Source organism: Symbiopectobacterium sp. (genome assembly GCF_051710365.1).
Taxonomy (GTDB): Bacteria; Pseudomonadota; Gammaproteobacteria; order Enterobacterales; family Enterobacteriaceae; genus Symbiopectobacterium.
The window spans coordinates 16,020-39,242 of record NZ_JBPETA010000005.1 but is presented as its reverse complement, the minus strand read 5'-3'; the positions used below and the strand labels follow the sequence as shown (position 1 = coordinate 39,242).

18 protein-coding genes and 8 pseudogenes are annotated in these 23,223 nt (G+C 53.7%); 20 read left to right on the top strand and 6 right to left on the bottom strand.

The window, feature by feature from the left end:
* Positions 1 to 574: 574 nt before the first annotated feature.
* Both ACTBDZ_RS01100 and ACTBDZ_RS01095 read left to right on the top strand, forming a co-directional pair.
* A complete protein-coding gene (locus tag ACTBDZ_RS01100) occupies positions 575 to 727 on the top strand; it encodes a Hok/Gef family protein (RefSeq protein ID WP_438813890.1) in 153 nt (50 codons plus the stop codon).
* Positions 728 to 940: 213 nt separating this feature from the next.
* Positions 941 to 1,159, top strand: a pseudogene (locus ACTBDZ_RS01095) (ogr/Delta-like zinc finger family protein); the annotation flags it as partial.
* A gap of 315 nt (positions 1,160 to 1,474) precedes the next feature.
* On the opposite strand, the pseudogene ACTBDZ_RS01090 reads toward ACTBDZ_RS01095, so the two are convergent.
* Positions 1,475 to 1,730, bottom strand: a pseudogene (locus tag ACTBDZ_RS01090) (LysR family transcriptional regulator); the annotation flags it as partial.
* A 185-nt stretch (positions 1,731 to 1,915) separates the two neighbouring features.
* Here ACTBDZ_RS01090 and ACTBDZ_RS01085 point away from each other — a divergent pair.
* The gene (locus ACTBDZ_RS01085; protein ID WP_438813889.1) at positions 1,916 to 3,079 is read left to right on the top strand and encodes a mandelate racemase/muconate lactonizing enzyme family protein; all 1,164 of its coding nucleotides are present in this window, start codon (positions 1,916 to 1,918) and stop codon (positions 3,077 to 3,079) included.
* 41 nt (positions 3,080 to 3,120) lie between these two features.
* Here the strand turns inward: ACTBDZ_RS01085 and hutG are convergent.
* A pseudogene (hutG, locus tag ACTBDZ_RS01080) lies at positions 3,121 to 3,890 on the bottom strand (N-formylglutamate deformylase).
* Positions 3,877 to 5,106: pseudogene (hutI, locus tag ACTBDZ_RS01075) on the bottom strand (imidazolonepropionase). Before hutI ends, hutG begins: the two co-directional pseudogenes overlap by 14 nt.
* Positions 5,107 to 5,297: 191 nt before the next feature.
* Here hutI and ACTBDZ_RS01070 point away from each other — a divergent pair.
* Positions 5,298 to 6,677, top strand: a pseudogene (locus ACTBDZ_RS01070) (formimidoylglutamate deiminase).
* Positions 6,677 to 7,255, top strand: coding sequence for a HutD/Ves family protein (locus ACTBDZ_RS01065; protein ID WP_438813888.1), 579 nt, complete (start codon positions 6,677 to 6,679; stop codon positions 7,253 to 7,255). The pseudogene ACTBDZ_RS01070 and the gene ACTBDZ_RS01065 overlap by 1 nt, the downstream one beginning before the upstream one ends.
* Before the next feature lie 6 nt (positions 7,256 to 7,261).
* Here ACTBDZ_RS01065 and hutC read toward each other — a convergent pair whose 3' ends face one another.
* Complete coding sequence (hutC, locus tag ACTBDZ_RS01060) at positions 7,262 to 8,017, bottom strand: histidine utilization repressor (protein WP_438813887.1); 756 nt, start codon at positions 8,015 to 8,017, stop codon at positions 7,262 to 7,264.
* 386 nt (positions 8,018 to 8,403) lie between these two features.
* Between hutC and ACTBDZ_RS01055 the strand changes: the two genes are divergently transcribed.
* The 7 genes and pseudogenes from ACTBDZ_RS01055 to ACTBDZ_RS01025 form a co-directional block, all read left to right on the top strand.
* Entirely contained in the window at positions 8,404 to 9,345 is a 942-nt protein-coding gene (locus ACTBDZ_RS01055) for an ABC transporter substrate-binding protein (RefSeq protein WP_438813895.1), read from the top strand.
* 97 nt (positions 9,346 to 9,442) lie between these two features.
* Entirely contained in the window at positions 9,443 to 10,216 is a 774-nt protein-coding gene (locus ACTBDZ_RS01050; RefSeq protein WP_438813894.1) for an ABC transporter permease, read from the top strand.
* The gene (locus ACTBDZ_RS01045; RefSeq protein WP_438813886.1) at positions 10,216 to 11,001 is read left to right on the top strand and encodes an ABC transporter ATP-binding protein; all 786 of its coding nucleotides are present in this window, start codon (positions 10,216 to 10,218) and stop codon (positions 10,999 to 11,001) included. Before ACTBDZ_RS01050 ends, ACTBDZ_RS01045 begins: the two co-directional genes overlap by 1 nt.
* An 83-nt stretch (positions 11,002 to 11,084) precedes the next feature.
* Positions 11,085 to 11,432 (top strand): annotated as a pseudogene (locus tag ACTBDZ_RS01040) (aromatic amino acid lyase); the annotation flags it as partial.
* 48 nt (positions 11,433 to 11,480) lie between these two features.
* A pseudogene (gene hutU, locus ACTBDZ_RS01035) lies at positions 11,481 to 12,619 on the top strand (urocanate hydratase); the annotation flags it as partial.
* Positions 12,620 to 12,642: 23 nt separating this feature from the next.
* On the top strand, positions 12,643 to 13,059 hold the full coding sequence (locus tag ACTBDZ_RS01030) for an aminotransferase class I/II-fold pyridoxal phosphate-dependent enzyme (RefSeq protein ID WP_438813893.1): 417 nt from the start codon (positions 12,643 to 12,645) through the stop codon (positions 13,057 to 13,059).
* Positions 12,980 to 13,351 (top strand): annotated as a pseudogene (locus ACTBDZ_RS01025) (oxidoreductase); the annotation flags it as partial. The gene ACTBDZ_RS01030 and the pseudogene ACTBDZ_RS01025, both read left to right, overlap by 80 nt.
* Positions 13,352 to 13,385: 34 nt before the next feature.
* Here the strand turns inward: ACTBDZ_RS01025 and ACTBDZ_RS01020 are convergent.
* Positions 13,386 to 14,021, bottom strand: a complete 636-nt coding sequence (locus ACTBDZ_RS01020) for a two component system response regulator (protein WP_438813885.1) — start codon at positions 14,019 to 14,021, stop codon at positions 13,386 to 13,388.
* 30 nt (positions 14,022 to 14,051) lie between these two features.
* Positions 14,052 to 16,814 carry a two component system sensor kinase gene (locus tag ACTBDZ_RS01015; protein WP_438813884.1) on the bottom strand — a complete coding sequence of 921 codons (2,763 nt, stop codon included), beginning with the start codon at positions 16,812 to 16,814 and terminating at the stop codon, positions 14,052 to 14,054.
* 184 nt (positions 16,815 to 16,998) lie between these two features.
* Between ACTBDZ_RS01015 and ACTBDZ_RS01010 the strand changes: the two genes are divergently transcribed.
* The 8 genes from ACTBDZ_RS01010 (at position 16,999) to sctE (ending at position 23,216) form a co-directional block, all read left to right on the top strand.
* Positions 16,999 to 17,439 carry a pathogenicity island protein gene (locus ACTBDZ_RS01010; RefSeq protein ID WP_438813883.1) on the top strand — a complete coding sequence of 147 codons (441 nt, stop codon included), beginning with the start codon at positions 16,999 to 17,001 and terminating at the stop codon, positions 17,437 to 17,439.
* Complete coding sequence (locus ACTBDZ_RS01005; protein ID WP_438813882.1) at positions 17,436 to 18,911, top strand: EscC/YscC/HrcC family type III secretion system outer membrane ring protein; 1,476 nt, start codon at positions 17,436 to 17,438, stop codon at positions 18,909 to 18,911. Before ACTBDZ_RS01010 ends, ACTBDZ_RS01005 begins: the two co-directional genes overlap by 4 nt.
* 7 nt (positions 18,912 to 18,918) lie before the next feature.
* On the top strand, positions 18,919 to 20,106 hold the full coding sequence (sctD, locus tag ACTBDZ_RS01000; RefSeq protein ID WP_438813881.1) for a type III secretion system inner membrane ring subunit SctD: 1,188 nt from the start codon (positions 18,919 to 18,921) through the stop codon (positions 20,104 to 20,106).
* Between the two features lie 11 nt (positions 20,107 to 20,117).
* Complete coding sequence (locus ACTBDZ_RS00995; RefSeq protein WP_438813880.1) at positions 20,118 to 20,351, top strand: EscE/YscE/SsaE family type III secretion system needle protein co-chaperone; 234 nt, start codon at positions 20,118 to 20,120, stop codon at positions 20,349 to 20,351.
* A 66-nt stretch (positions 20,352 to 20,417) separates the two neighbouring features.
* A complete protein-coding gene (locus ACTBDZ_RS00990; RefSeq protein WP_438813879.1) occupies positions 20,418 to 20,681 on the top strand; it encodes a hypothetical protein in 264 nt (87 codons plus the stop codon).
* A gap of 36 nt (positions 20,682 to 20,717) precedes the next feature.
* Positions 20,718 to 21,323 (top strand): hypothetical protein, encoded by a 606-nt coding sequence (locus ACTBDZ_RS00985; RefSeq protein ID WP_438813878.1) that lies wholly within the window; start codon positions 20,718 to 20,720, stop codon positions 21,321 to 21,323.
* Positions 21,320 to 21,784: a CesD/SycD/LcrH family type III secretion system chaperone SscA gene (sscA, locus tag ACTBDZ_RS00980; RefSeq protein WP_438813877.1), complete on the top strand. Its 465-nt coding sequence runs from the start codon at positions 21,320 to 21,322 to the stop codon at positions 21,782 to 21,784. The genes ACTBDZ_RS00985 and sscA overlap by 4 nt, the downstream gene beginning before the upstream one ends.
* Positions 21,777 to 23,216 (top strand): type III secretion system translocon subunit SctE, encoded by a 1,440-nt coding sequence (gene sctE / locus ACTBDZ_RS00975; RefSeq protein ID WP_438813876.1) that lies wholly within the window; start codon positions 21,777 to 21,779, stop codon positions 23,214 to 23,216. The genes sscA and sctE overlap by 8 nt, the downstream gene beginning before the upstream one ends.
* Positions 23,217 to 23,223 lie beyond the last annotated feature (7 nt).

Here is a 23,223-nt window from a genome sequence, read left to right as displayed (position 1 = left end):
ATAAATTCAGAACCTCAGAATACCGTCAAGTCCCGAAAAAAGAAAAATCAGGTGCGGAATGACGGATTGAAAAGAATTTCAGTTTTTTTCAGTTTTTGACGCCGGAGAGATGTCCCACACAAAGCGCATCACATTGAAATAAAATGAAAAGTTATGGATTTTGTGGCGCGTCGCGTAAAGTCAGTGGTCGAAAAGGTCACGTAGGGATTTGGGTGAAACCCCGGCGTGGTGCGGCTTGTGGGCGGGTAGAGAGTGATGAAAGCTTTTCAATTTTTTTCACCACTGATCGTGCTGGTAACGTGTCGGCAGAACAGTGAATCACGTGACAAAATCAACCGACGTAATGTGCGGAATGAGACTTTGCGTGGTGATTTCGTGGGCAGGTAAGAATTTGCAGAGAAGATGATTACTGTTACACTCCGCGCGGGTGCTCTAGATCTTTCTGTCCTGAGCCTCAGCAAAAGACAGAAAGAGAAAGGCCCCGAATCGATGTTAATCAACCCGAGGCCACTCTTATGCCAGACAACATAAAGGTAGCCTCTTCCACGCCGAAAGGCAAGATAAGGAGGCCAGTATGCCGCAAAAACTCGCTATCACCGCTCTGGTGGTTATCTGTATCAGCTTACTGGTGTTTACTTGGATAACCCGGAAATCACTCTGTGAAATCCATATCAGAAATGGCGAAACGGAGGTTGCGGCCATAATGGCTTACGAATCTGTGAGGTAAGGCAACCCAGCGGCGGGGCTTGCCCCCGCCCGTTGGTTGTTGTTTGAGTGAAGATCCGCGAGCACCCACTTTTGTGGCCAGCCTTAGGGCTGGCTTTTTTGCGTCCAAAGAAAAGCCCAAAAAGCAGGGCTTAGCGTTGACTAGTGGTCACTATGTGGATCTTTATTTTAAAAATAAAAAAACAATAAGTTAATTTAATAAAAAAGAAAGCCTGACACCAATACGGTACGACGCAAGTACTACCAGTGTAACAATCTGGCGTGCGGTGTGTGCTTTACCACGATGGAAGCTTTTGAAAAGTTCACCTCAAAGCAGAACGGTGGAGGTCTCCCGCTACCGGATGACTTTATTCCGCGCGACGCGTTTCCGGCCTCTCACTACGGGCGGGAGCAGCTTGATTTTGTGCTGGTCGATGATAGCGATGAATCCTAGGTATAAGCGTCATTTACGGCGTGTCCTGTCTGGGGTTTATCACCACTGCGGCGAGTTTATCTAGCAGACGTTCGCACACCTCTGCGTCCTCGACATCACGTAGTTTTACCTTCGCGGTTTTAGGCACATCATCGCGAGTACAAAGACTGATTTCAATTTCAATATCGTTCCGGTTCAATAATCCCATAATGTGTACTAGCTCAGACCTGATCTGACAGACACCTGTATAAATAACCGGTAACTGTCAGATCAGGTCTGAGCTAGTACACATAATGACCTCGGGGGCGCGCTGTTCGACGCTGTCGCGCGTTTCGTTGCGCAGGGCATAGAGTGCTCGAATCAGATCTGGTGCCTGATGAAAAAAGACCTCTCCCGCTCGTGTTAACCGCGCACCGCGCCGGTTACGTTCAAACAGCGCCACGCCGACCCAGGCTTCCAAAGCCTGAATTCGTCGACTGAATGCTGGCTGTGTCACATAACGTGCAGCCGCCGCTTTTGAAAAGTTGAGCGACTCGGCCAGCGCTATCCCGTCTTCCAACCATGCCAGCTCTAAGTGATGCCGATTTGGCATTACAGCGCTCCTTTTTCGCATTGGTCATCAGTCAAAAATTGCCTCTATTATAGACGTTATGGCGTGCTTTAGGGCATCGCTCTCGCAGAATATGACATTTTTCATGTTAAGAAAACGGCATAACAGAGTGTGTAACAAAGGTACGTTTTTTGCCGCTGGCTTAGCGACCATCAGGAGATTCGGCTATGCGTATTATCGATGTGTGTGAAGTCACCAAACCCATCGCTTCCCCAATCAGAAATGCCTACATCGATTTTTCGCACATGACGACCAGTTTGGTCGCCGTCGTGACCGATGTGGTGCGCGATGGTCGACGGGTTGTCGGGTACGGGTTTAACTCCAACGGGCGCTATGGCCAGGGCGGTTTGATCTGTGAGCGCTTTCGTCCGCGGATTCTGGAAGCTGACCCGGAAACGCTGCTTAATGCGCGCGGCGATAATCTCGATCCCGATCGGGTGTGGAACACCATGATGAAAAACGAAAAGCCGGGCGGGCACGGTGAGCGCTCGGTTGCGGTAGGAACGCTGGATATGGCGATTTGGGATGCGACCGCCAAAATTGCCGGTATGCCGCTGTTTCATCTGCTGGCGGACAGTAAAGGTGTGCGCGCCAATCCGCGCGTGTTCGTTTACGCCGCGGGCGGTTACTACTATCCGGGCAAAGCGTTGGATGCATTGAAGCAGGAGATGCGTGGCTATCTGCGTCGTGGTTACACGGTGGTGAAAATGAAGATTGGCGGCGCGTCGATAGAGGAAGACCGTCGGCGTATTGAGGCCGTGCTCGAAGAGATTGGCAGCGAGGCCCAGCTTGCCGTGGATGCCAATGGGCGTTTCGACCTGGAAACCGGCATCGCTTACGCCAAAATGCTGCGTGATTACCCGCTGTTTTGGTATGAAGAGGTGGGCGATCCGCTGGATTATGCCCTCCAGGCGGCGTTGAGTGAATTCTATCCGGGGCCGATGGCTACGGGAGAAAATCTGTTCTCGCATCAGGATGCGCGTAATCTGTTGCGCTATGGCGGTATGCGCCCAGACAGAGATTACCTGCAATTTGATTGCGCTCTGTCCTATGGCTTGTGTGAATACCTACGCACGCTTGAGGTGCTGGAGCAGTTTGGCTGGTCGCCTGCGCGCTGCATTCCACACGGTGGGCATCAAATGTCTCTGAACATCGCCGCTGGGTTGGGGTTGGGCGGCAATGAAAACTATCCGGATCTGTTCCAGCCTTACGGCGGATTCCCCGATGCCGTTCGGGTGGAACAAGGGCACATTGTGATGCCGGAACTGCCGGGCATTGGATTTGAAGGCAAAAGCGATTTGATTGCCGAAATGCGCGCGCTGGCGGAATAAACGGTGTGTTAAGGCTGGCGTGTTGCGCCAGCCTGAAACGGTCAGAAACAGGCAAGATAGTTTTTCAACTGAACCTGCAAGGCGGCGGCTTTCTCTGCGTGCCAGGCAAAGGGCGCTTGCTCTTCCATGTAGTTACACTGTGCCAGTTCCAGTTGCACCGCATGTTGCTGTTGCGCAGGTTGCCCGTAGGCGCGGGTGATGTAGCCGCCCTTGAAACGCCCGTTAATCACCCAACTGTATTGATCCTGTGCTTCACAGCATGCACGTATTGTCGCTTCTACCTCGCGGGAACAGCTTTCGCCACCGTTGGTACCGATGTTCAAATCGGGCAGCTTGCCGTCAAACAGACGCGGAATGTGTGACGCAATGGAGTGGGCATCAAACAGCAGCGCATAGCCGTAACGCGCTTTGAGGCGATCGAGTTCTTGCTGGATTTGCTGGTGATAGGGCTGCCAGATATGTTGCAGGTAGCCGTTACGATGCTCAGGCGTCGGTGCTTTACCCGCGACAAAGGTAGGCGTGCCGTCAAACAAGGTGCTGGGAAACAGCCCGGTGGTGGCGTTGGCGTAGAGCGGCGATCGTCAGCGGGACGGTTGAGATCGACCACCATACGCGAATAGTGGCCCACCAATACGCTGGCCCCCATCTCGCGTACAAAATCATACAGCTGTGGAATATGCCAATCGGTATCCGGCTGAGGGCGCGCGGCGTCACTCAGTCCGTCTTCGACTTCGGGCGTAAGCCGGGTTCCCGCGTGGGGAATACTGACTAACAACGGCAGCGTGCCGCTTTGAAAATCAAACGGTTCCATGACGAACACTCCCTCGATAAACGGTGGTACAGGGCAACTGCCCACCCAGCCAATAGGTTAATTCTGCCGGACGTGCTACCGGCCAGTGTACAAAATCGGCCACTTTGCCGGCCTCCAGCGATCCGTGGCTCGCTTGCAGCCCCAGCGCTTTCGCGGCGTGGTAGGTGACACCGGCCAATGCTTCTTCCGGCGTGAGCCGAAACAGAGTGCACGCCATATTGAGCATCAGACGCAGAGAAAGGGCCAGTGAGGTGCCGGGATTGGCATCGCTGGCGATAGCCATGGGCACGCCGTACTGGCGCAGCAATTCTACCGGCGGTCGCTGCGTTTCGCGCAGCAGGTAAAAAGCACCCGGTAACAGCACGGCGACCGTGCCGCTGGCCGCCATGGCCCGTACGTCCTCTTCCGTCAGGTATTCCAGATGATCGGCAGAGAGCGCATGGTAGCGTGCCGCCAAAGAGCTGCCGCCTAGTGCGGAGAGTTGCTCTGCGTGCAATTTTACTGGCAGCCCGAGCTGCCTGGCGGTGTTAAACAGTGTTTCAACCTGCGCAGGTGAAAACGCCAGGTGTTCGCAGAATGCGTCAACGGCATCGGCCAACTGCTCTCGTGCGACCTGCGGCAGCAACTGGTCGCAGAGTGTGGTAATTCATGCGTCCGCGCGCCCTGCGTATTCCGGTGGAACGGCATGAGCCGCCAGACAGGTAGCAACCACCTGCGCGGGCACCTGTGCGGCCAGTTGGCGTATGGCGCGGAGCATTTTCACTTCGCTGTCGATATCCAGACCATAGCCGGATTTGATCTCGACGGTGGTGACGCCTTCGGCTAACAGCAAGGCTAATCGTTGTCGTGCGCTTTCGACCAACTGCTGTTCCGTTGCGGCACGCGTGGCACGCACGGTGGAGAGAATCCCTCCACCGTCGGCGGCGATGTCGGCATAACTTACGCCATTGAGGCGCTGTTCGAATTCGTCACTGCGATCGCCACCGAACATCAGGTGAGTGTGGCAATCAATAAAACCGGGCGTAATGATACCGCCGTCGAAGTGGGTGGTGGTATCGGCGTCATAGTCTGGTAGCTGCGCTTGCGGCCCAGCCCAGGCGATCCTGCCCTCTGCTACCGCCAGCGCGCCATCATGAATGATCTGGTAGCGTCCATCGCGCAGGGTGACGAGATCTGCGCCAAGCCACAGGCTGTCGCAGGATAATCGTTGAGTCATGATGTCACTCTTATTGTATATACAACCAAAGACAAGCTAACCTACCCGCACTGGAACGACAAGGGGCGCAGGATAGCTTTTTCTTATTGTGACCATAATAATTCACTATAGTCGTTGGCCGGTGAGCTGGTGTATGTATAGGTATAGACAACTGGCAAGGCAACTCAAACCACAACCGTAAAGGATCAACTATGCCGAGCTTTTTCGCTCCGCGCGCCCTGTTGCCGCAGGGATGGGCGTGCAATGTCCGCATTGCCGTTTCCGCCGAGGGCGTGATTACTGGCGTCGAGCAAAACGCCACGTCAGAAGAAACGCAGTCATTGCCGGGTATTCAGCTACTGTCGGGTATTGTGCTGCCCGCGATGGCGAACCTGCATTCACATGCTTTTCAGCGCGCGATGGCGGGGCTGGCAGAAGTGGCGGGCGATCCCCAAGACAGTTTCTGGACTTGGCGCGATCTGATGTATCGGCTGGTGGGTCACCTGACGCCGGAACAGGTTGGTGCTATCGCCAGCCGACTCTATATCGAGATGTTGAAAGGGGGCTATACCCAGGTTGCTGAGTTTCATTATCTGCATCACGATCCGGCCGGGCAGCCTTACGCGCAGGATGACATGCTGCTGCAACTGATGGCGGCGGCAGAGCGCGCGGGCATCGGACAAACCCTGCTTCCGGTGCTCTACAGTTACGCCGGTTTTGGTGCCCAGCCTGCGCTGCCGGGGCAAAGGCGTTTTATCCAGCATACCGAGCACTATCTAGCCCAGCAGCAGCGGCTGGTAACGTTGTTACGAGATAAATCGTTGCTTTAAAATGGGATTTTCTTTCACTCATTGCGAGCCGTCAGCGAAGGCCAAATCAACGACGTGCTGGCAGCCATGCCCGCAATGTTGCCGGTACACATTCACATTGCCGAGCAGGTAAAAGAGGTGGAAGACTGCGTGGCGTGGAGCGGCGAACGTCCGGTGAACTGGCTGTACGATCGCTTCGCGGTGGATGGCCGCTGGACGTTGATTCATGCCACACATCTGGATGAACGGGAGCTACAGCGCGTAGCGGCCAGCGGAGCCATTGCGGGCTTGTGTCCGACCACAGAAGCCAACCTTGGCGATGGCATCTTTGCGCTGGACCAGTATGTCGCACTGGGCGGCCGCTGGGGCATCGGTTCAGACAGCCATGTCTCATTGAACCTGCTGGAAGAGCTGCGCTGGTTGGAATATGCGCAACGTTTGCGTGACAGACGGCGCAACCGCGTAGTGACGCCTGATCTGCCTGCCGTCGGTGACGTGCTTTATCGGCAGGCGCTGGCGGGCGGTGCGGCAGCCTGTGGGGTTGCCATCGGCGCGCTGGCTCCGGGTTATCGCGCCGATTGGCTGGTGCTGGAGGACAATGCCTGGTTGCACGGCCTGCCGGACCGCGCGCTGCTCAATTGCTGGCTGTTTGCCGGTGAGCGTCAGCAAATTCGCGATGTGTGGGTTGCAGGGAAACAGGTGATTCATCAGGGGCGTCATGCGTTGGATGATGAATCTGACCGCCAGTTCGCCATGGTCATGGATGCGTTGGGGAGCCTCTGATGCCATTTTTTGATGTGAATACCTTACCGGTCAGCCGTTGGCGCAATGGCGGCGGAGAAACACGGGAAATCATCAGTGCGCCTGCGGTGGAGGGGGAAGGGTTTGCCTGGCGTGCCAGCATTGCCACCATTGCGCAGGCCGGTGACTTTTCTGCTTTTCCGGGCGTTGATCGCATTATTACCTTGCTGGAAGGCTCCGGTGTTTCTCTGGTTTTTCCGGCGTTTTCGCACCGTTTGCGGCGCGGCGAGCCGCTGTTTTTTGCCGGTGAAACGCCGCTTTCCGCTACGCCGATCGTGACGCATGACGGGGATGCTGCCAACCGGGATTTTAATATCATGACCCGGCGCGACAGCCATTATGCCACCGTGATGGCTGTGCGTGACGCGATGCAACTGGGCGCGCAGGAAGCGGGCGTGCTTTATGTGATGGACGGCTGCTGGCGTATTGGTGAGGAAACCTGTCAGGCGGGACAAGGCGTGTGGTGGGCAAGCCAACAACCCCTACGCGACCTCACGCCACTGACTGAGGATGCCTGGCTGCTCTACACCGCGGTATTTCGCCGCGAGAGCAAGCGCTGACAGCCATCAGCCGTGGGTCTTGAAACGGCCCAACAGGCGATAGCGTGAACCGGGATAGATCAGGCGAGCGACGGTAACAATACGCGTGTCGTGCCAGGTGCGACGGCGGATCATCAGACACGGCTCCTGTGGATCGAGTGCCAACACTTGACGCTGGTGATCGTCTGGAATCAGGGCTTCCACGATATGTTCACCGGCGGTGAGTGGGGCCACCTGACTGAGATAGGTGTAAGGCGTGCGACTGGTGAAATCCTGTTGCAGATAGTCCGGTGCTTCCACAGGATTGACGTAGCGATCTTCCAGTTGGACCGGAAGATCGTTTTCGTAATGGACGATCTGCGAGTGGAACAGCGTTTGCCCCGGCGAGATATCAAACTGTTCTGCCAGTTCTCCTTCCGCCTTCAGACTTTGCAGCGCTAACACGCGGCTGCTGTGGCGATGTCCACGTTCGGCAATCTCTTCGGCGATATTGCGCACTTCCAGTATGGCCGCGTAGGCCTTGATCTCCGCGACAAACGTACCAACCCCTTGCATACGCAGCAAAAAACCTTCACTGGTCAGCTCGCGCAGCGCGCGGTTAATCGTCATACGGCTAACGCCGAGCTCGTTGACCAACTCGCTCTCTGACGGGATACGCTGGTGAGGCTGCCAGGCACCCGTACGAATCTGGCTGATGATCGCCTGCTTGACCCGTTGATAGATGGGGGTGGGTATATCGCTCATGGCGCCTGCAAGTTGCGATGCGCGCTGCTGTGTCACCACGGTGTTCTCCTTGACCCTACGCTTTTGTGCAGTGTAGCGAATTTTATGCGCGTATGTATATGTATAGACAATAGGGAAAGGACGGTGCCGTGCTGCTGACAGCCTATTGTTCAGGGCAGCAAGCGTGTTTTTGCGCGTTGCCTCGTTAATAACGAATCATCATGGTGCGCCAAACGGGAGCAATGCACTATTCTGGAACCTGTTTTCCTGCATGGTACTTTCACACTATTCCCGCCAATAAAGGGCTAAACGCCGATTCTGTGATATTGGCACACTGCTTGCTTTGGTTGTCTATACAAGCTTAGACAATGACGTTGGCGCAGTTTGCCGCATGGGTAATGACTTCTCTCACAGGAGCGGAACGAATGAACAAAGCACGAGGTAACATGGGCTGGAAAGCGACCCTGATGGTGCTTTGCATGGTATCGGCAGGCGTGGCGCAGGCGGCAGATACGCCTGTAGCGATCGGTATTTCTGGCTGGACCGGCTTTGCGCCGCTGACGCTGGCCGATAAAGCGGGCATCTTCAAGAAGCACGGGCTGGACGTGTCGATCAAAATGATCCCACAAAAAGATCGCCATCTGGCCGTGGCCTCCGGTGCGATTCAATGTGCCGCTACCACGGTGGAAACCTATGTCGCCTGGAACGCCAACGGTGTGCCGATTAAACAGATTGTGCAGTTGGATAAATCCTACGGTGCTGACGGTTTGGCGGTACGTGGCCCGATCAATGATATCAAGTCATTGAAAGGAAAAACCATTGGTGTCGATGCACCGGGCACTTCCCTCTACTTTGCGCTGGCGTGGATCTTGGATAAAAACGGCATGACGCTTAAAGACGTGAAGACGGCAACGCTCTCGCCACAGGCCGCTGCGCAGGCGCTGCTCGCCGGGCAAAACGATGCCGCCATGACCTATGAGCCCTATCTCTCCACGGTGCGCGACAAGCCTGAAAGCGGCAAGATCATTGCCACCACGCTCGATTACCCGATGGTAATGGACACGCTTGGCTGTACGCCGGATTTCCTTGCGAAAAATCCGCAGGCCGCCAAGGCATTGGTGGAAAGCTATTTCGATGCGCTGGAGATGATCAAGGCCGAGCCGGACAAATCCTATGAGATCATGGGGGCTGCGGTGAAATCAAGCGGTGCGGATTTTGCTAAATCAGCCAGCTATCTGCGCTGGCAGGACAGAGAACAGAACCGCAAATTCTTCAGCGGTGAGATCGAAACCTTTAGCAACGAAGCGGCCAAATTGCTGTTGGAAATGGGCGTGATTCGCAAGATCCCGGATATCAGCACCCTGTATGACGCCAGCTACGTGAAATAAGGATATTGGCATGATGAGTGATTCTCGCGCGACTGACAAACTGCCTTTGCCGCCTGCGGCGTTACCTGACGCTGCACCGCGCTGGCACAATCCGTTGATGGTGTCGCTGCGGCCTGTTGCCGTGCGGTTGCGCGTGGCACTTGGGGTGGCCTTTTTTGTCCTGTCTTTTGCCCTGTGGGGAATGGTGACGTTCAGCGGTTCGGTATCACCGACCTTTTTGGCCGATCCGCTGACCATGCTGCGTGAAGGGGCGATCCTCTTTACCCAGTATAACTTCTCTGAGGATATTGCCATGACGGTGATGCGCGTGCTGGCAGGGTTCCTGCTGGCCGCGATCATCGGTGTCCCCCTCGGCATTCTGATGGGCGCGTACAAACTGTGCGAGGCGTTTTTCGAACCATTTGTGTCGTTTTGCCGCTATTTACCGGCATCCGCGTTTATTCCGCTGCTTATCCTGTGGGCGGGCATCGGTGAGATGCAGAAGATTCTGGTGATCTTTATTGGCTCCTTCTTTCAAATCGTGTTGATGGTGGCGGTAGCGGTAGGGGCTGCGCGTCGCGATCTGGTGGAAGCCGCCCACACGTTGGGATGCAGCAACGGCAGCGTGGTACGTCGCGTGCTGATCCCCGGTGCGGCACCGGAAATCGCCGAACTGCTGCGACTGGTGCTCGGGTGGGCGTGGACTTACGTGATTGTTGCTGAGCTTATTGGCTCGTCGAGCGGTATCGGTCACATGATTGTGGACAGTCAGGCACTGCTGAACACCGGACAGATCATCTTCGGCATTATCGTCATCGGGGTGATTGGCCTGCTGTCAGATTTTCTGTTTAAGGCGATGAACCGACTCCTGTTTTCCTGGAGCTTATTGTAATGTCCCACAGCAAATTAGCGGTACGCCAGGTCGAGCGCATCTTTACCGGCCCGCTCGGCGAACAGACTCAGGCGCTGTTGCCCGTCGATTATCAGGTACAGGAAAACGACTTCATCACCATTCTCGGGCCGTCCGGGTGTGGTAAATCCACCTTGTTGCGCATCATCGCCGGGTTGGATTCGCCCACCAGCGGTGAAGTGTGGCTCGATGGCGCGCTGGTGGAAGGACCGGGCGCGGATCGCGGTATGGTGTTTCAAAGCTATACGCTGTTTCCCTGGCTGACGGTGGCGCAGAACATCTGCTTTGGTTTGCAGGAGCGCGGCATCAGCAAGGCGCAGCAGCAGGAGCGTTGTGACTACTACATTCATCAGGTCGGCCTGAAAGGTTTTGAGCATCACTATCCGCGTCAGCTTTCTGGCGGTATGCAGCAACGCACCGCGATTGCGCGCGCATTGGCGAACGATCCCAAAGTGCTGTTAATGGATGAACCTTTTGGCGCGCTGGATAACCAGACGCGCGTCATGATGCAGGAACTTTTACTTTCGGTGTGGGAAGCGTCACGAAAGACAGTGATGTTTGTCACGCACGATATTGATGAAGCTATCTTTATGGGTAACCGAGTAGCGATTTTTAGTGCTCGCCCGGGACGCATCAAAACCGAAGTGGCGGTTGCCTTTGAAGGGCATCGTGATTACACCCTGAAAACCTCGCCAGAATTTATGGCGCTCAAGGCCAGGGTGACCGAAGAGATTCGCGCCGAAACGCTCCAGGCGTTGGCGCATTAGTCAGGCATACAGACACAGAACAAGACATAAAAACGCCTATGGCGTTTTTACTTCAGCTTAACTTGTATATACAGGAATAGATTATGACGACAACACCCCCGTCGATTTGCCTCACTCCCGGTGCAGTCGATCTGGCGACGCTGCGGGCGATTTATCACGGTGGCGTCACGCTGACGCTCGCCGAAGAGGCCTGGGCTGACGTGGATGCCGCGTGCCAACAGGTGGCGGATATCGTGCGGCAGAATCGGGTGGTCTACGGCATCAATACCGGGTTTGGCGAGCTGGTAAGTACCTCCATTCCTGCCGATCGTCTGGCGGAGTTGCAACGTAATCTGGTGCTGTCGCACAGCGTTGGCGTAGGTGAACTGTTACCCGATAACGTGCTGCGCTTGGTGATGGCGACCAAAGTGGTGAGTCTGGCGAGAGGCCATTCCGGCGTACGCCGTCAGGTGATTGAAACCTTGCTGGCGCTGTTCAATGCGGGCGTTCTGACCGGTGCCAGCGTGTTGGCGATCGAGTGCCAGGAATCACGTATTGATTTTCGCTTGCGCACACGTTATCTCGATTACAAGGCCACCGATCTGGATGAGGCGTTGGCAATGATCGATGAAGCGTGCAAAGCAGGACGCGCCATTTCTGTGGGTCTGTTGGGTAACGCAGCGGATGTGGTGCCAGAGCTGGTGAAACGTGCCAAGGCCGGAGGTATGCGCCCAGATATCGTGACCGATCAAACCTCGGCGCACGATCCGATTAACGGTTATCTGCCGCAAGGGTGGGACGTGGCGCACTGGGCAGAGATGCGCACTCGCGATCCGAAAGCGGTAGAAAAGGCGGCCAAAGCCTCGATGGCGGTGCATGTACAGGCGATGCTGGAATTCCATCATACGGGTATCCCGACGGTGGATTACGGCAACAATATCCGCCAAATGGCACTGGAAGAGGGCGTGGCTAACGCGTTCGATTTCCCCGGTTTTGTGCCTGCCTATATTCGTCCGTTGTTCTGCCAGGGCAAAGGCCCATTCCGCTGGGTGGCGCTGTCAGGCGATCCGGAGGATATCGCGCGTACCGATGCCAAGCTCAAAGCGCTGTTTCCCGAGAACACGTCGTTACTCCACTCCGCTGGCTGGATATGGCGCAAGAGCGCATCGCCTTCCAGGGATTACCGGCGCGCATTTGCTGGTTGGGATTGGGTGAGCGCCATCTGGCAGGGTTGGCTTTCAATGAGATGGTACGCAATGGCGAGTTGAAAGCGCCGATTGTGATTGGTCGCGATCATCTGGACTGCGGATCGGTTGCCTCACCCAATCGGGAAACTGAAGCGATGCGCGATGGCTCGGATGCGGTATCCGACTGGCCGCTGCTCAATGCGTTGTTAAACACGGCGGGTGGCGCAACCTGGGTCAGCCTGCATCACGGCGGCGGTGTGGGCATGGGCTTCTCACAGCATGCGGGCACGGTGATCGTGTGTGACGGCAGCGAACAGGCCGATGAACGTCTGGCGCGCGTGCTGTGGAACGATCCGGCAACGGGCGTGATGCGCCATGCGGATGCAGGATATGAGAGCGCTATCGCGTGCGCCGCGCAGCATGGGTTGAACTTGCCGATGGTGAAGGGCTAACGGAGCGCGCCGCTGAGGTCATCATGAAAGAAACGATTGAACGACTGGCGCGGCGCGAAGCCCGCCAACTGGGGCGCTATAACTCTGGGTTATCTGATGATGCGGTGCACCAGCGTTTTGCTGTGACGTATATTGCCCGCCTTGCCAGCAATGAAAACCCACTGGGCATGAGCCCGTTGGCCGACGCGGCGCTGCGAACTGAGGTGACGCGCACGGCCTGTTATCCCGATCCGGCGAGTCTCCAATTGCGCGCGGTAATTGCCGCGCGCACCGGGATGACGCCGGAACAGGTGGTGATGGGCAACGGCTCGGAAAACCTGCTGGAAATGCTGTGTCTGGCTTTTCTCAATCCGGGCGATCGGGTTGACCTCGTTGATGAGCAATGGTGCCCATGCGGCGGCGTCCCATGCGCTCTACGAGGGCTTTACCGTGTGCGATAAGACGCGCGCTTACGGGCATGGTCTGCTGGTGGGGTTTGGTAATCTCTGTTTACTGGCGAAGGAAGGGCGTAGCGATGAGGAATTGCTTGAAGCCATTGCGTTGGCGAAGGATTGTGCCATTCCAACATCACTGGCAGCGATTGCACCAACCCTGACTTCTGAGGAACAGGCGGCCATATTGAATGCGGCCGTGACGGCACCGGATATGGGCAATATGCCCCATGTCGTTACCCGCGAGACGCTACGCGAGGCTATTCATCACGTAGAACGTCTGGCTATCAGCGCCTGTTAACAGGCGCTATAAAGTGTGGCCTGGTATAAAAAACTCAATCAGTTAGCCCTAAGCGCCTCGAGCAATTAAGCAGCTCTGTCACTTTATGTACATTGAGCTTTTTCATAATGTTCAGCCGATGGGTTTCGACCGTTTTAACGCTGATGCACAGTTGTTCGCCGATAAGGCGGTTGGTGTAGCTGTTGGCAATAAGTCTCAGTATTTGCCGTTCACGCGGTGTCAGCAACTCCGGACTGTCCCCTTCCGTGTTCAGGGCGGAGTTGATGGCATCTCGGTTGAGAGCCGGGTCGATATACCTTTTTCGGACGGCCATGGTCTGTATTGCAGCCAATAATGTCTTTTGGCTACTGTTTTTCAATACGTACCCCATGGCGCCTGCCGACAGGGTGCGTATTGCCATAAACTCCTCGTTATGTGCGGTGTAAGCGAGGATCGCCATTTTAGGCCAGCGCGAACAGAGCTGTGGGATAAGATCCAGCCCATTGATACCCGGCAATACCAGATCGAGGATCACAATATCTGGTTCGTGCAGGCGGCAGGCGTTATAGACCTCAAGGCCATTTTCAGTGTGCGCAATGATACGAAAGCGCGGATAGGGCGCCAGCAAATTGATAATGCCGTTTATGATCAACTCATGATCGTCCACCAGCAAAATTTTATGATCGTTCATATTCCATTCCTCTCAACAAAACGTTGCCCTTTACGGTGAGCATTTCAAACGTAAAGCGACATCCAGCGTAAGACGCAGTTCTGCAATTTCCGCGTTAGATAATGGCAGTCCACGTTTAACACGGTTCTCCATATCGATCACATCGCACAGCAATGGACCGAGACCAGCCTGCCCGATGCATCCTTTTAGGGTATGCAACAGCGTGATAGTTTTTTTCTGATCGCTTGAATTTTGTTCAATGCTTGACAGCAATTCGCGAAGCGCACGACGGATTTTTCGTCGCATAGTGGGGTGAGTGATGTCGATGATGGCCTTGTCTGTCAGGTTATCTTGCTCTTGCAGATCGATTTCTCGCTGAAGTTGATATTCGGCAGCGATGCTGATGCCATCGGCCAAATGCGCCAGCGTGACGGGCTTGGTCAGGTAATGGTGAATACCGGCTTGCTTGCAACGGACAATTTCTTCCGATGCAGTGTTGGCCGACAAGGCCATAATGGCGCATTCAGGATCCTGATTATTGCTGTCCTGACGCCACTGTCGGGTGCAGGTCAGTCCATCCATCTCCGGCATACAGACATCCATCAACACCAGATCAAAACGTTGTTGTCGCCCATACGCCAGCGCTTCCCGGCCGTTACTGGCGGTAGTGACGTTTTGCCCGAGCAGCGTCAGCATGGCACCAATGATGCCGCGGTTTATCGTCGCATCATCAACGAGCAGGATATGTAATCGCCAGGTTTGAACCGGGATCACCGCTTTATCGGTGTCGGTGATGCCTGACGTTATCTGAGCGGCCAGCGTATAGAGTTTGCCCGGCAGAAAGCCAAGTTCATCTGCACACAGGGCATTGTCATGCGTTGCGGCATCGCATGTCAGTCCCCATTCGCTCAGTTGCCGGTGCAGTGCCAATGGCGCGGTGATATTGCCGCTTAATGGCGTGGGCGTGACGTGTTTACCGAGCGGCATCATAAAAGAGATGCAGGTGCCGAGCCCTACCGAACTGTTGAGATCCAGCCAGCCCCCCATCATTCGAGCCAGATTCGAGGCAATCGTCAGTCCAAGCCCGGTCCCCTGAATGTTTCCCTGGCTCTGAAAGAAGGGGGTGAATACCGCGTCGCGGTCGGCAGAGGCAATGCCTTTGCCGCTGTCACAGACGGCAAATATCAGCGTGTTGTCGTTGCGCGTGACGCTGAGCGTTATCCCTCCGTTATCCGTAAATTTGACCGCATTCCCCAACAGATTCACCAGAATTTGCCGCACACGAGTCGCATCCATATCGATAAGCAAGGGCACATCACCGCTGACGGTGGTACGCAGCATCAATCCTTTGCTTTTTCCCGGTCCCTGAATGGTGTACATCGCGCGATCGATCAGCGGGAGCAGCGCTGTCTGCTCGACGTGCAGCGAGATTTGCCCTGACTCTATACGCGAGAAATCCAGCAGGTTGTTGATGATATCCAGCAATGAGAGGGTACAAAGCCTGGCCGTTTCCGCCAGATGACTTTGCTTGGCGCATAGCGGGGTGAGTTGGAGCAGCTCCAGCGCACCCAGTGAGCCGCTGAGCGGCGTGCGCAGTTCATGGCTGATGGTGGTCAGATGGCTGCTTTTACGTTTGTTGGCCTGTTCCGCCTGCTGCTTGGCGATAATCAACTCGCGCGTGCGTTCAACCACGGTATTTTCCAGGTTGTCATGTTGCGCGCGCAGATCGTTCAACAGCCGGTTGTAAGCCTGAGCAATGCTGCCGAGTTCATCCTGACGGTTTTCCGGCAAACGCAGCGACAGTGGTGCCCGTTTCGTTTTATTGATGATATCGACAAAGTCCTGCAACGGGCGGGCCAGATGACGGTGGAGCAGCCCCAATAGCATCAGTGCAATGAGGACTAACGTCGCCAATGCGAAAGGCAGCTGGCTGATGACGATAGACAGCGCTCGGTGGATAATATCCCGCGTTGGATACAGGATAACCTGTTGCCAGTCGGGTCCTTTCAACTGGGTGCGCAGCACCAGATAGCCGGGAATTTCCTGCCAGCCGTCATGCAGCGTGACATCGTTGAACAGCGCCTGTAGTGCTTGACCTTGCTTCTCGTCGAGCAGGGAAAAAGGCAGTATGTGATTTTGCTTATCCAGCCAGAGGCTGATATCACTGCCGGAGAACAGCTGGCCGTAAGAGAGCACATCGCTTAATTTGACGGAAAGCCCGGCGAGCATACCCTGTGAACTGGTGGCCGCAACGGAGATGCTCCAGCCCACGCCCTCTGTGTACTTGGGTTCGCCCCAGTGCATATTTTGGTTGACGGGGCTGCCAAGCAATTCCGTTAACTCGGTGCGTCGACGTGAAAAATAGTCGGCGGGGTGCTCGCGAGGGGGCAGCAGCGAGATGCCATAGCGGCTATCCAGCACAAAACTGTCGAGATAATAGGTTTGCCCGGCGGTGCCGTAAACCTGGATAAAGCTGCGATCCTTCTCTTGAACCGTTTTGGGGATACATGCGCTGGTATCAATGGGCAGGTAACAGCTTTCACTTTTGTCGACCACGGCCTTGTCTGCAGCTTCGCTGTGATACAGGTGGTAACGGTGTGCCAATATCTGCGCATCCCGTTCTGCACCTTCAAAACGGTGGTTGGTTAACGTTGCCCGCAGGGTAGAAAAGTGCGTTAGATTTTCAATTAAATAATGTTTTTCCTGGTTAAGAGAGGCGTAGGTTGCAGCAAAAACAGAAACCAGCCAGATAATAAATAAGCACAGTGATATAAATAATGTCGGTTTACTCACCAATGAGCGTTTTCTTTTCATTGTCATACCCGAGAATGGTGTCTAAATGAAATTGCCCCTGTGGGCGAATAAATTTACGTCTGTCGGTTTTCTCTAACACGGTAATTTTCACTAATATAATAGGCTTTTAGGCTTTAGCGCCGCAATTGTTTTAATTTGTAAATATATATAACCTCTCCATAAGTAAAAATCAGGTATAAGGTTGATGTCTAAGATTCTCATTGCATTTGAGAATAAGATTATCCCATGGAGGTTGTTCTACATGCTTGATTTACTAAAAAGTATCCCTTTGGTTGAGGGTATATCCAAGCCTAATAGTAAAGGAGAAATCGCGATGAAAATAGCGGATCTCTCTGCGAAAGGCTATCCATGCAATCTCTACTGGATTCTGGCAATACATCTTGTTGACTCTTGTGATTTTTCATTGGAAACATTGTGTTATGTTTCATGTTTGTTGGGGGGGCATCATGATATTCACGATTTTTCCTGCTACATCTCCGATGAGAAAAGTTGGCTGTGTTGTGTCTATGATAAGAAAATCTCTGCTGAAGTGATGGCAAAAGAAATAGAGATCCATGTGGCGCTAACACGTTATTTTCGATACCTCATTTTGAGTAAACAACACCCATGCCAGGTAAGAATATGAAGCTATATAAAATCGCCCATTTGGTTTTGTTTTTTTTCTGTTCGGTTTCTTATGCTGAAAACTTACCGTGGGAAGGCAATGATTTTTCATTGCGGGCACAAAATATGTCGCTTTCCTCTCTGTTGAAGCATCTCGCGGAAAACTATTATACATCAACGAATATTGATTCGGCGATTGTACAAAATTTCAGCGGCGTTATCTTGCCAGGACCGCCGGTGAATATCCTATGTAAGTTGATGAGCCAATATAATCTGGTTTCTTATTACGATGGTAATACGTTGTTTATTTACCCCGCACAGCGTCTGTCACGCCATCTTGTAACACTTAATGTGCTATCCGCCACGCGTTTTGCAGCAAATTTACGCAGACTGAATGTTCCTGAGGATAGAAGTTGTGTCATTTATCCTGTGTTGAATGAGCATGCGCTGGAAATCAGCGGTGTACCTGCGTGCCTGGAACGCGTTACGCAACTGGCAACCACCCTTGATGCCGATATTAGCAAACGTCAGGATGATGCCGTGAGCGTTGTGGTATATCCCTTGAAATATGCCACGGCGCTGGATGATCACTATCGATACCGCGATCAGACCGTTGTGGTGCCCGGCATTGTCAGCGTGCTGCGTGACATGACTCGCGGCGGCACACCCGCTCCAGCCAGCAATACGCCTGCGACTCAGGGACTACCGATGTTTTCTGCGGACCCGCGTCAGAATGCGGTCATCGTGCGCGATCGCAGCGCCAACATGGCGGGGTATCGCCAACTGATCACCCAGTTGGATCAACGGCCTGAAATGATCGAAATATCTGTGACCATCATTGATGTGGATGCCGCGGATATCAGCCAGTTAGGCATTGACTGGAGTGCGGCGACATCGATCGGTGGCGGAATGCTCAGCTTCAATAATAACGGGGGGAGCCTGGACAGCGGATTCTCCAGCGTGATCAAAGACACGCCGAACTTTATGGTGCGCCTTAGCGCGCTGGAAAAGAACTCACGTGCCTATGTGTTATCGCAACCTTCGGTGGTGACGCTCAACAATATTCAGGCCGTGTTGGACAAGAATGTCACGTTCTACACCAAGCTTGAGGGCGACAGAATCGCCAAGCTGGAGTCTGTGACGACCGGATCGCTACTGCGCGTTACGCCTCGACTGTTAGAGCAGAATGGCAAGCAAAATATCATGTTGAACCTGAACATTCAGGATGGGCAACAAAGCGACCCCATCAGTCAGGACGAGCCTTTGCCCGGTGTTCAAAATGCAGAAATCGCTTCGCAAGCCATGTTGCAGGCGGGGCAGAGCCTGTTATTGGGCGGGTTCAAACAGGATAAGCAGAGACAGTCGGAAAAGAAAGTCCCTTTGTTAGGCAACATCCCTGTGCTTGGCCACCTGTTCAGCACCAAAACCAACCAAAGGCATAGCGTTATTCGCTTGTTCCTGATCAAGGCATCCGTTGCCAATAGACAACAGTGAAAAGCGTATGGAAAACACGTGGAAGATTCGCCTGTTAGGCGGCGTATTGCATGGACGGGAAGTGTGGCTATTGGAAGGTCGTCTCTCCATTGGTGAACGGGAATGCGATCTGTGCATCCCTTTGCAGGCCGCAAGCCGCATCGAGCTGGCGGTCGTTGACGGGCAACTCTATGCCAATGCGGAAAAGGTGTCGGTGCGGGTAAATGGTCGCCGCCATGTACAGCATCACCCATTACCGTCCCAGGGCGTATTGGAGGCGGCAGGATTAGCGATGGCATTTGGGCCGCAGCAGGTAGACCTTGCCGGTTATTGCCTGCCGGTTCGCCGGTTTTCAAGCGGCTGGATGTTGGTGCCTGGCATGCTTATGCTGATCTTGGCCCTGATATTTTTCTCTATGGAATGGAGCCCGTCGCCATCGACGGAAGCACCAGTGGACGTGAGCGCGTTGTTGCAGCAAACCGGGTTGACGCACCTCGTGGCGCAATGGCAGCAGGATGGCGTGCTGCGTGTGTCTGGGGATTGCGAATCGAGCGATGCGTTGACGCCCTTGTGGCTTGCGCTGCAATCCCACGACATTCGCTACCAGGATGACGTTATTTGCGCCGATCAACTGGTCCGAAACGTGAAAGATGTGCTGATTCAGGCGGGCTACACCCAGGCTCAAGTTGTCAGCCGAGGGAAGGGCAACGTTGCGATCGATGCGGATATTCGTATGGGAGAACAGTGGGCGGCGGTTCAACCGCTGTTGGCCGACGTTCCGGGATTACGGCATTGGCAGATAGAAAACCCCTACGACGAGATCGGTAACGCGCTGATTAGCGCGCTGCTACAGCAAGGATTAGTGGGCAAGGTGAATCTGACGAATACGGGGCCGCGTTTCATCTTGAGCGGCGTGTTGAACGCGCAGGATAAGCAGACCTTGACGCAACTGATGCAGGATATGCGATCGCGCTATCCAACTGTGGCGTTGAGCTATCAGGATGTTCCCCTATCCAATGAGTTTTCCAGACAACTGCCAGCCCCTGTCACTGGCATTGTTCATAGCCGTCGTGGCGATTATCTGGTGCTGGGTAATGGCGATACCTTATCCATCGGCAGTCGCCTGGCTGAGGGCAGCGAGGTTGTGGCTATCAGCGATAGCGCGGTGACGTTCAGACAAGGGCGCACGCTGATCACGCTTCCATTCAATTTTTAAGGGGAAATACGATGACGACGCTGACGGCATTGGAAGATCGCATACAGAGTTCGGCTGACGATGCCCAAAAGGCATTGATGGTGCTGAGTGCGGCCCGTCATCGATTAACCTGTGCCATGGCGAAACCCATTACGCCAGAGGAATATCAGCACTTTGCCTTATTGCTGGAAGCGGTAATGCAGAGCGAAGATATTATCAAGATCATTTACTTTCGTTATCACAATATAGCGCTAGGGGCTGAGTGAAGTCAGTAAAGAATAACCATCTTCATACCAACGGCTGACATATTAGTGAACGATGAGAGGTGTATCATGTCAGGTAATATCGCGAATCAATTTAAAAAGTTTGAAGTAGAGTATGAACGTCTATTAAAATGTTTTTCGGAATTTGAAAAAATAAAAGGCAAACTGGCTTCTGCGGGGCGAACCGTTTCGCAGAATGATGTGCAAGCGGAAAAACCGCTGAGTATCCATCACATGAACATTATTGCGGAAAATGCCAAAAAAGATTTGAAAGCATTAAGTATCTCTTTGAAAAAAATCGAAACGCATATTAAGCACAGCGTTAATAAATAGTGAGCATATCTACACTGTTTTATATTCAGGAGGTTTATGATGGCGAGCATACCAGTTTATTCATTACCAAGCATTAATCCTAGTGTATTTGAAGATAAAGAAACACGTCTCGGAAATACATCCCAGGGAAAGTCGCGTTATTATGGGCCAGCCGATAATATCTTCGCCTATGCCTATGAAATAATGCTGTTGTTGCAGGATGTACAGTCATCGCGCGCCTATGCCCAATTCAATGATATTCAAAATGCATCCAATCGAGCCAGAGATACTCAGGAAAAGGCAAACCAGATGGATGAGGCCATTGCGCAAGCGTCAAAAGGTGATGGCAATACCAAAGAAGCGGTACCTGCCGACGTTATTGAGTATATGAAGACGCACGGTATTCAGGTAGATGGCAAATCGATAGACGACTACATCAAACAGCACGCGGGGGCTGACGGTAAATTGGACAAAGGCAGTCTTCAAGCCGTTAAAGCCGCATTGGATAATAGCGCGAATCGCGACAGCGATCTCTCCTCTCAAGCGCAACTGACGATTCAAAAAGCAATACAGATGCTTAACGCGGCCATTTCGCAGGCGACTAACCTGGTCAGCAAATGGGGCGAAATTCTGCAAATGATCACCCAAAAGACCTATTCATGACGCAAGACGATAGTCTGGCCATGCTGCAATTTTTGCGTCGCGGTGGCGCTGTGCGCATGTTGCTGAAAAAAGACGTAAGCGGCGAATTGGATACCCTTTTTCGCTACGCCAGACAGTTATCCAGCGCGGGGGATCATCGTGCGGCGGCCAACCTGTTACGCATATTGACCGCTTACGATGATTGGTCTTTTGACTACTGGTATCAACTTGGGGCGACGTGCCATGCGGCGCACGCCTGGTCAGATGCGCTTTATGCCTATGGTCGGGCAGCGAAAATTAACGTATCGGCCGCGCAGGTCCCTTGTGCTGCGGGGGAGTGTTTTCTGGCCTGTGGTGAGAAAGTATTGGCACGCAAAGCCTTTAAGGCTGCCTTGCTGATTTGCGGTGAAAACCGGTCATTACAGGCGATACGCCGCCAAGCAGAGCAAGGACTATCTCGAACAGGAGAGTCTGATGGATAGTGTACAAGTCAGAGCGGGAGTGGATTGCTCGCTGTCCTATGGTGATGGAGAGGAGATGCCTGTCTCTTCTCCAACCAAGCAAACAACGCACCCAATACGTTCTGTTGCTGGTCTGCATTATCGGCAACACCAGGCAGCAAAGAACGTGGAAACGGAAAGCCAGCAGGGGGGCATAGCGCAGTCGGTGAACGCGCAGCAGGCAGAGGCCGCCTGGCAACGGCTGCTGGGAGCCGGGTATACCGGTTCCACCTCGGCCTCGCTGCAAGACATTATGAAAATGGACCCACTGCTGTTATCGATGCTGGTGACGCAGCAAGTGATGCGTGTTTCCAGCAGCAATGCAACGACACTCTGTGAACAGTTGAACCGAGCCACTGAGCTGCAAACTTTCCTGCGCAATAAGCAGGTTGAAAAATATCAGGAGCAGATCAACAAGTCGATTGAACAGGCGGATCAGGTGCGTAAATCCGCGCTGTGTAGTGCCGTATTTGATTGGATAAACAGTGCCATTGAGATAGGGATAGGCGTATTTAAACTGGTTGAAGCCGTCGCAACGGCAGATCCACTCGCCTTTGCCGCTGGCATCGCTTACTGCTCGGCAGGGGTTGCCGGAATCGTAAAAGGCGGCGCTGAGTTTGCTTTGGGACTGGGGGCGAATAAAGCCGACTGTGAAGCCGTTATTCACGCGGCAGGCTTGGTACAGAACACGTGTGAATATGTCGCGATGGGGCTGGATATTTTGCAGATCGGTCGTGGTATTTATGTGGCTCGCGGTTTGATCTCTGCGGCCGAAAAGGAAATGGGCAGCGGCGCGGGTAAAACATTGGTTGAGGCAGTGAGTCAACAGAGCGGCGAGGTGGGGCAGCAGATTAAACAGATTGCTGAAAATACGGCTAAACGTTTTGTCAGTGAACTTGAAGCCACGCTTGAGGGGAACGTCAACCAGTATTTGACACGCACGATGGGGCGTAGCGCCACCGTTCAGGGAATCGAGCAACTTGTAGAAAAAACGCTGGAAAGTGCCCTGAAAGATGTGGCGAAAGAGGTTTTGGAAAAAGGCGTTGCCACCGCAGAAAAAGCGTTGCGTAGACGTTTTATGATCTCGCTAGGCAAAGGGCTGGCCTCCTGCATCATTAAAGATGTCACCGTTACCTGGTTAACCACGGTGCGTTTGGCGATAAGTGGTGGACAAAAAATAACATCGGGTATTGCTCAATGGAAAGCGGCAGATTTGCGTAAGGAAATTGAAGAATTAATCGTTATGCAACGTATTAACGACATCAAAGATAGTTGGACGCAGGAACGTAAAAAAAATCAGGAAAAACAGCTTGGCGATTATTTGCAGCAGAGTAGCACCGCCGTAAGCAACGCGACATTAATAATGGAAGATTACGGTGCGGTATTGGCAAAAATTGCCTGTAGCCGTGCCTGAGGATATG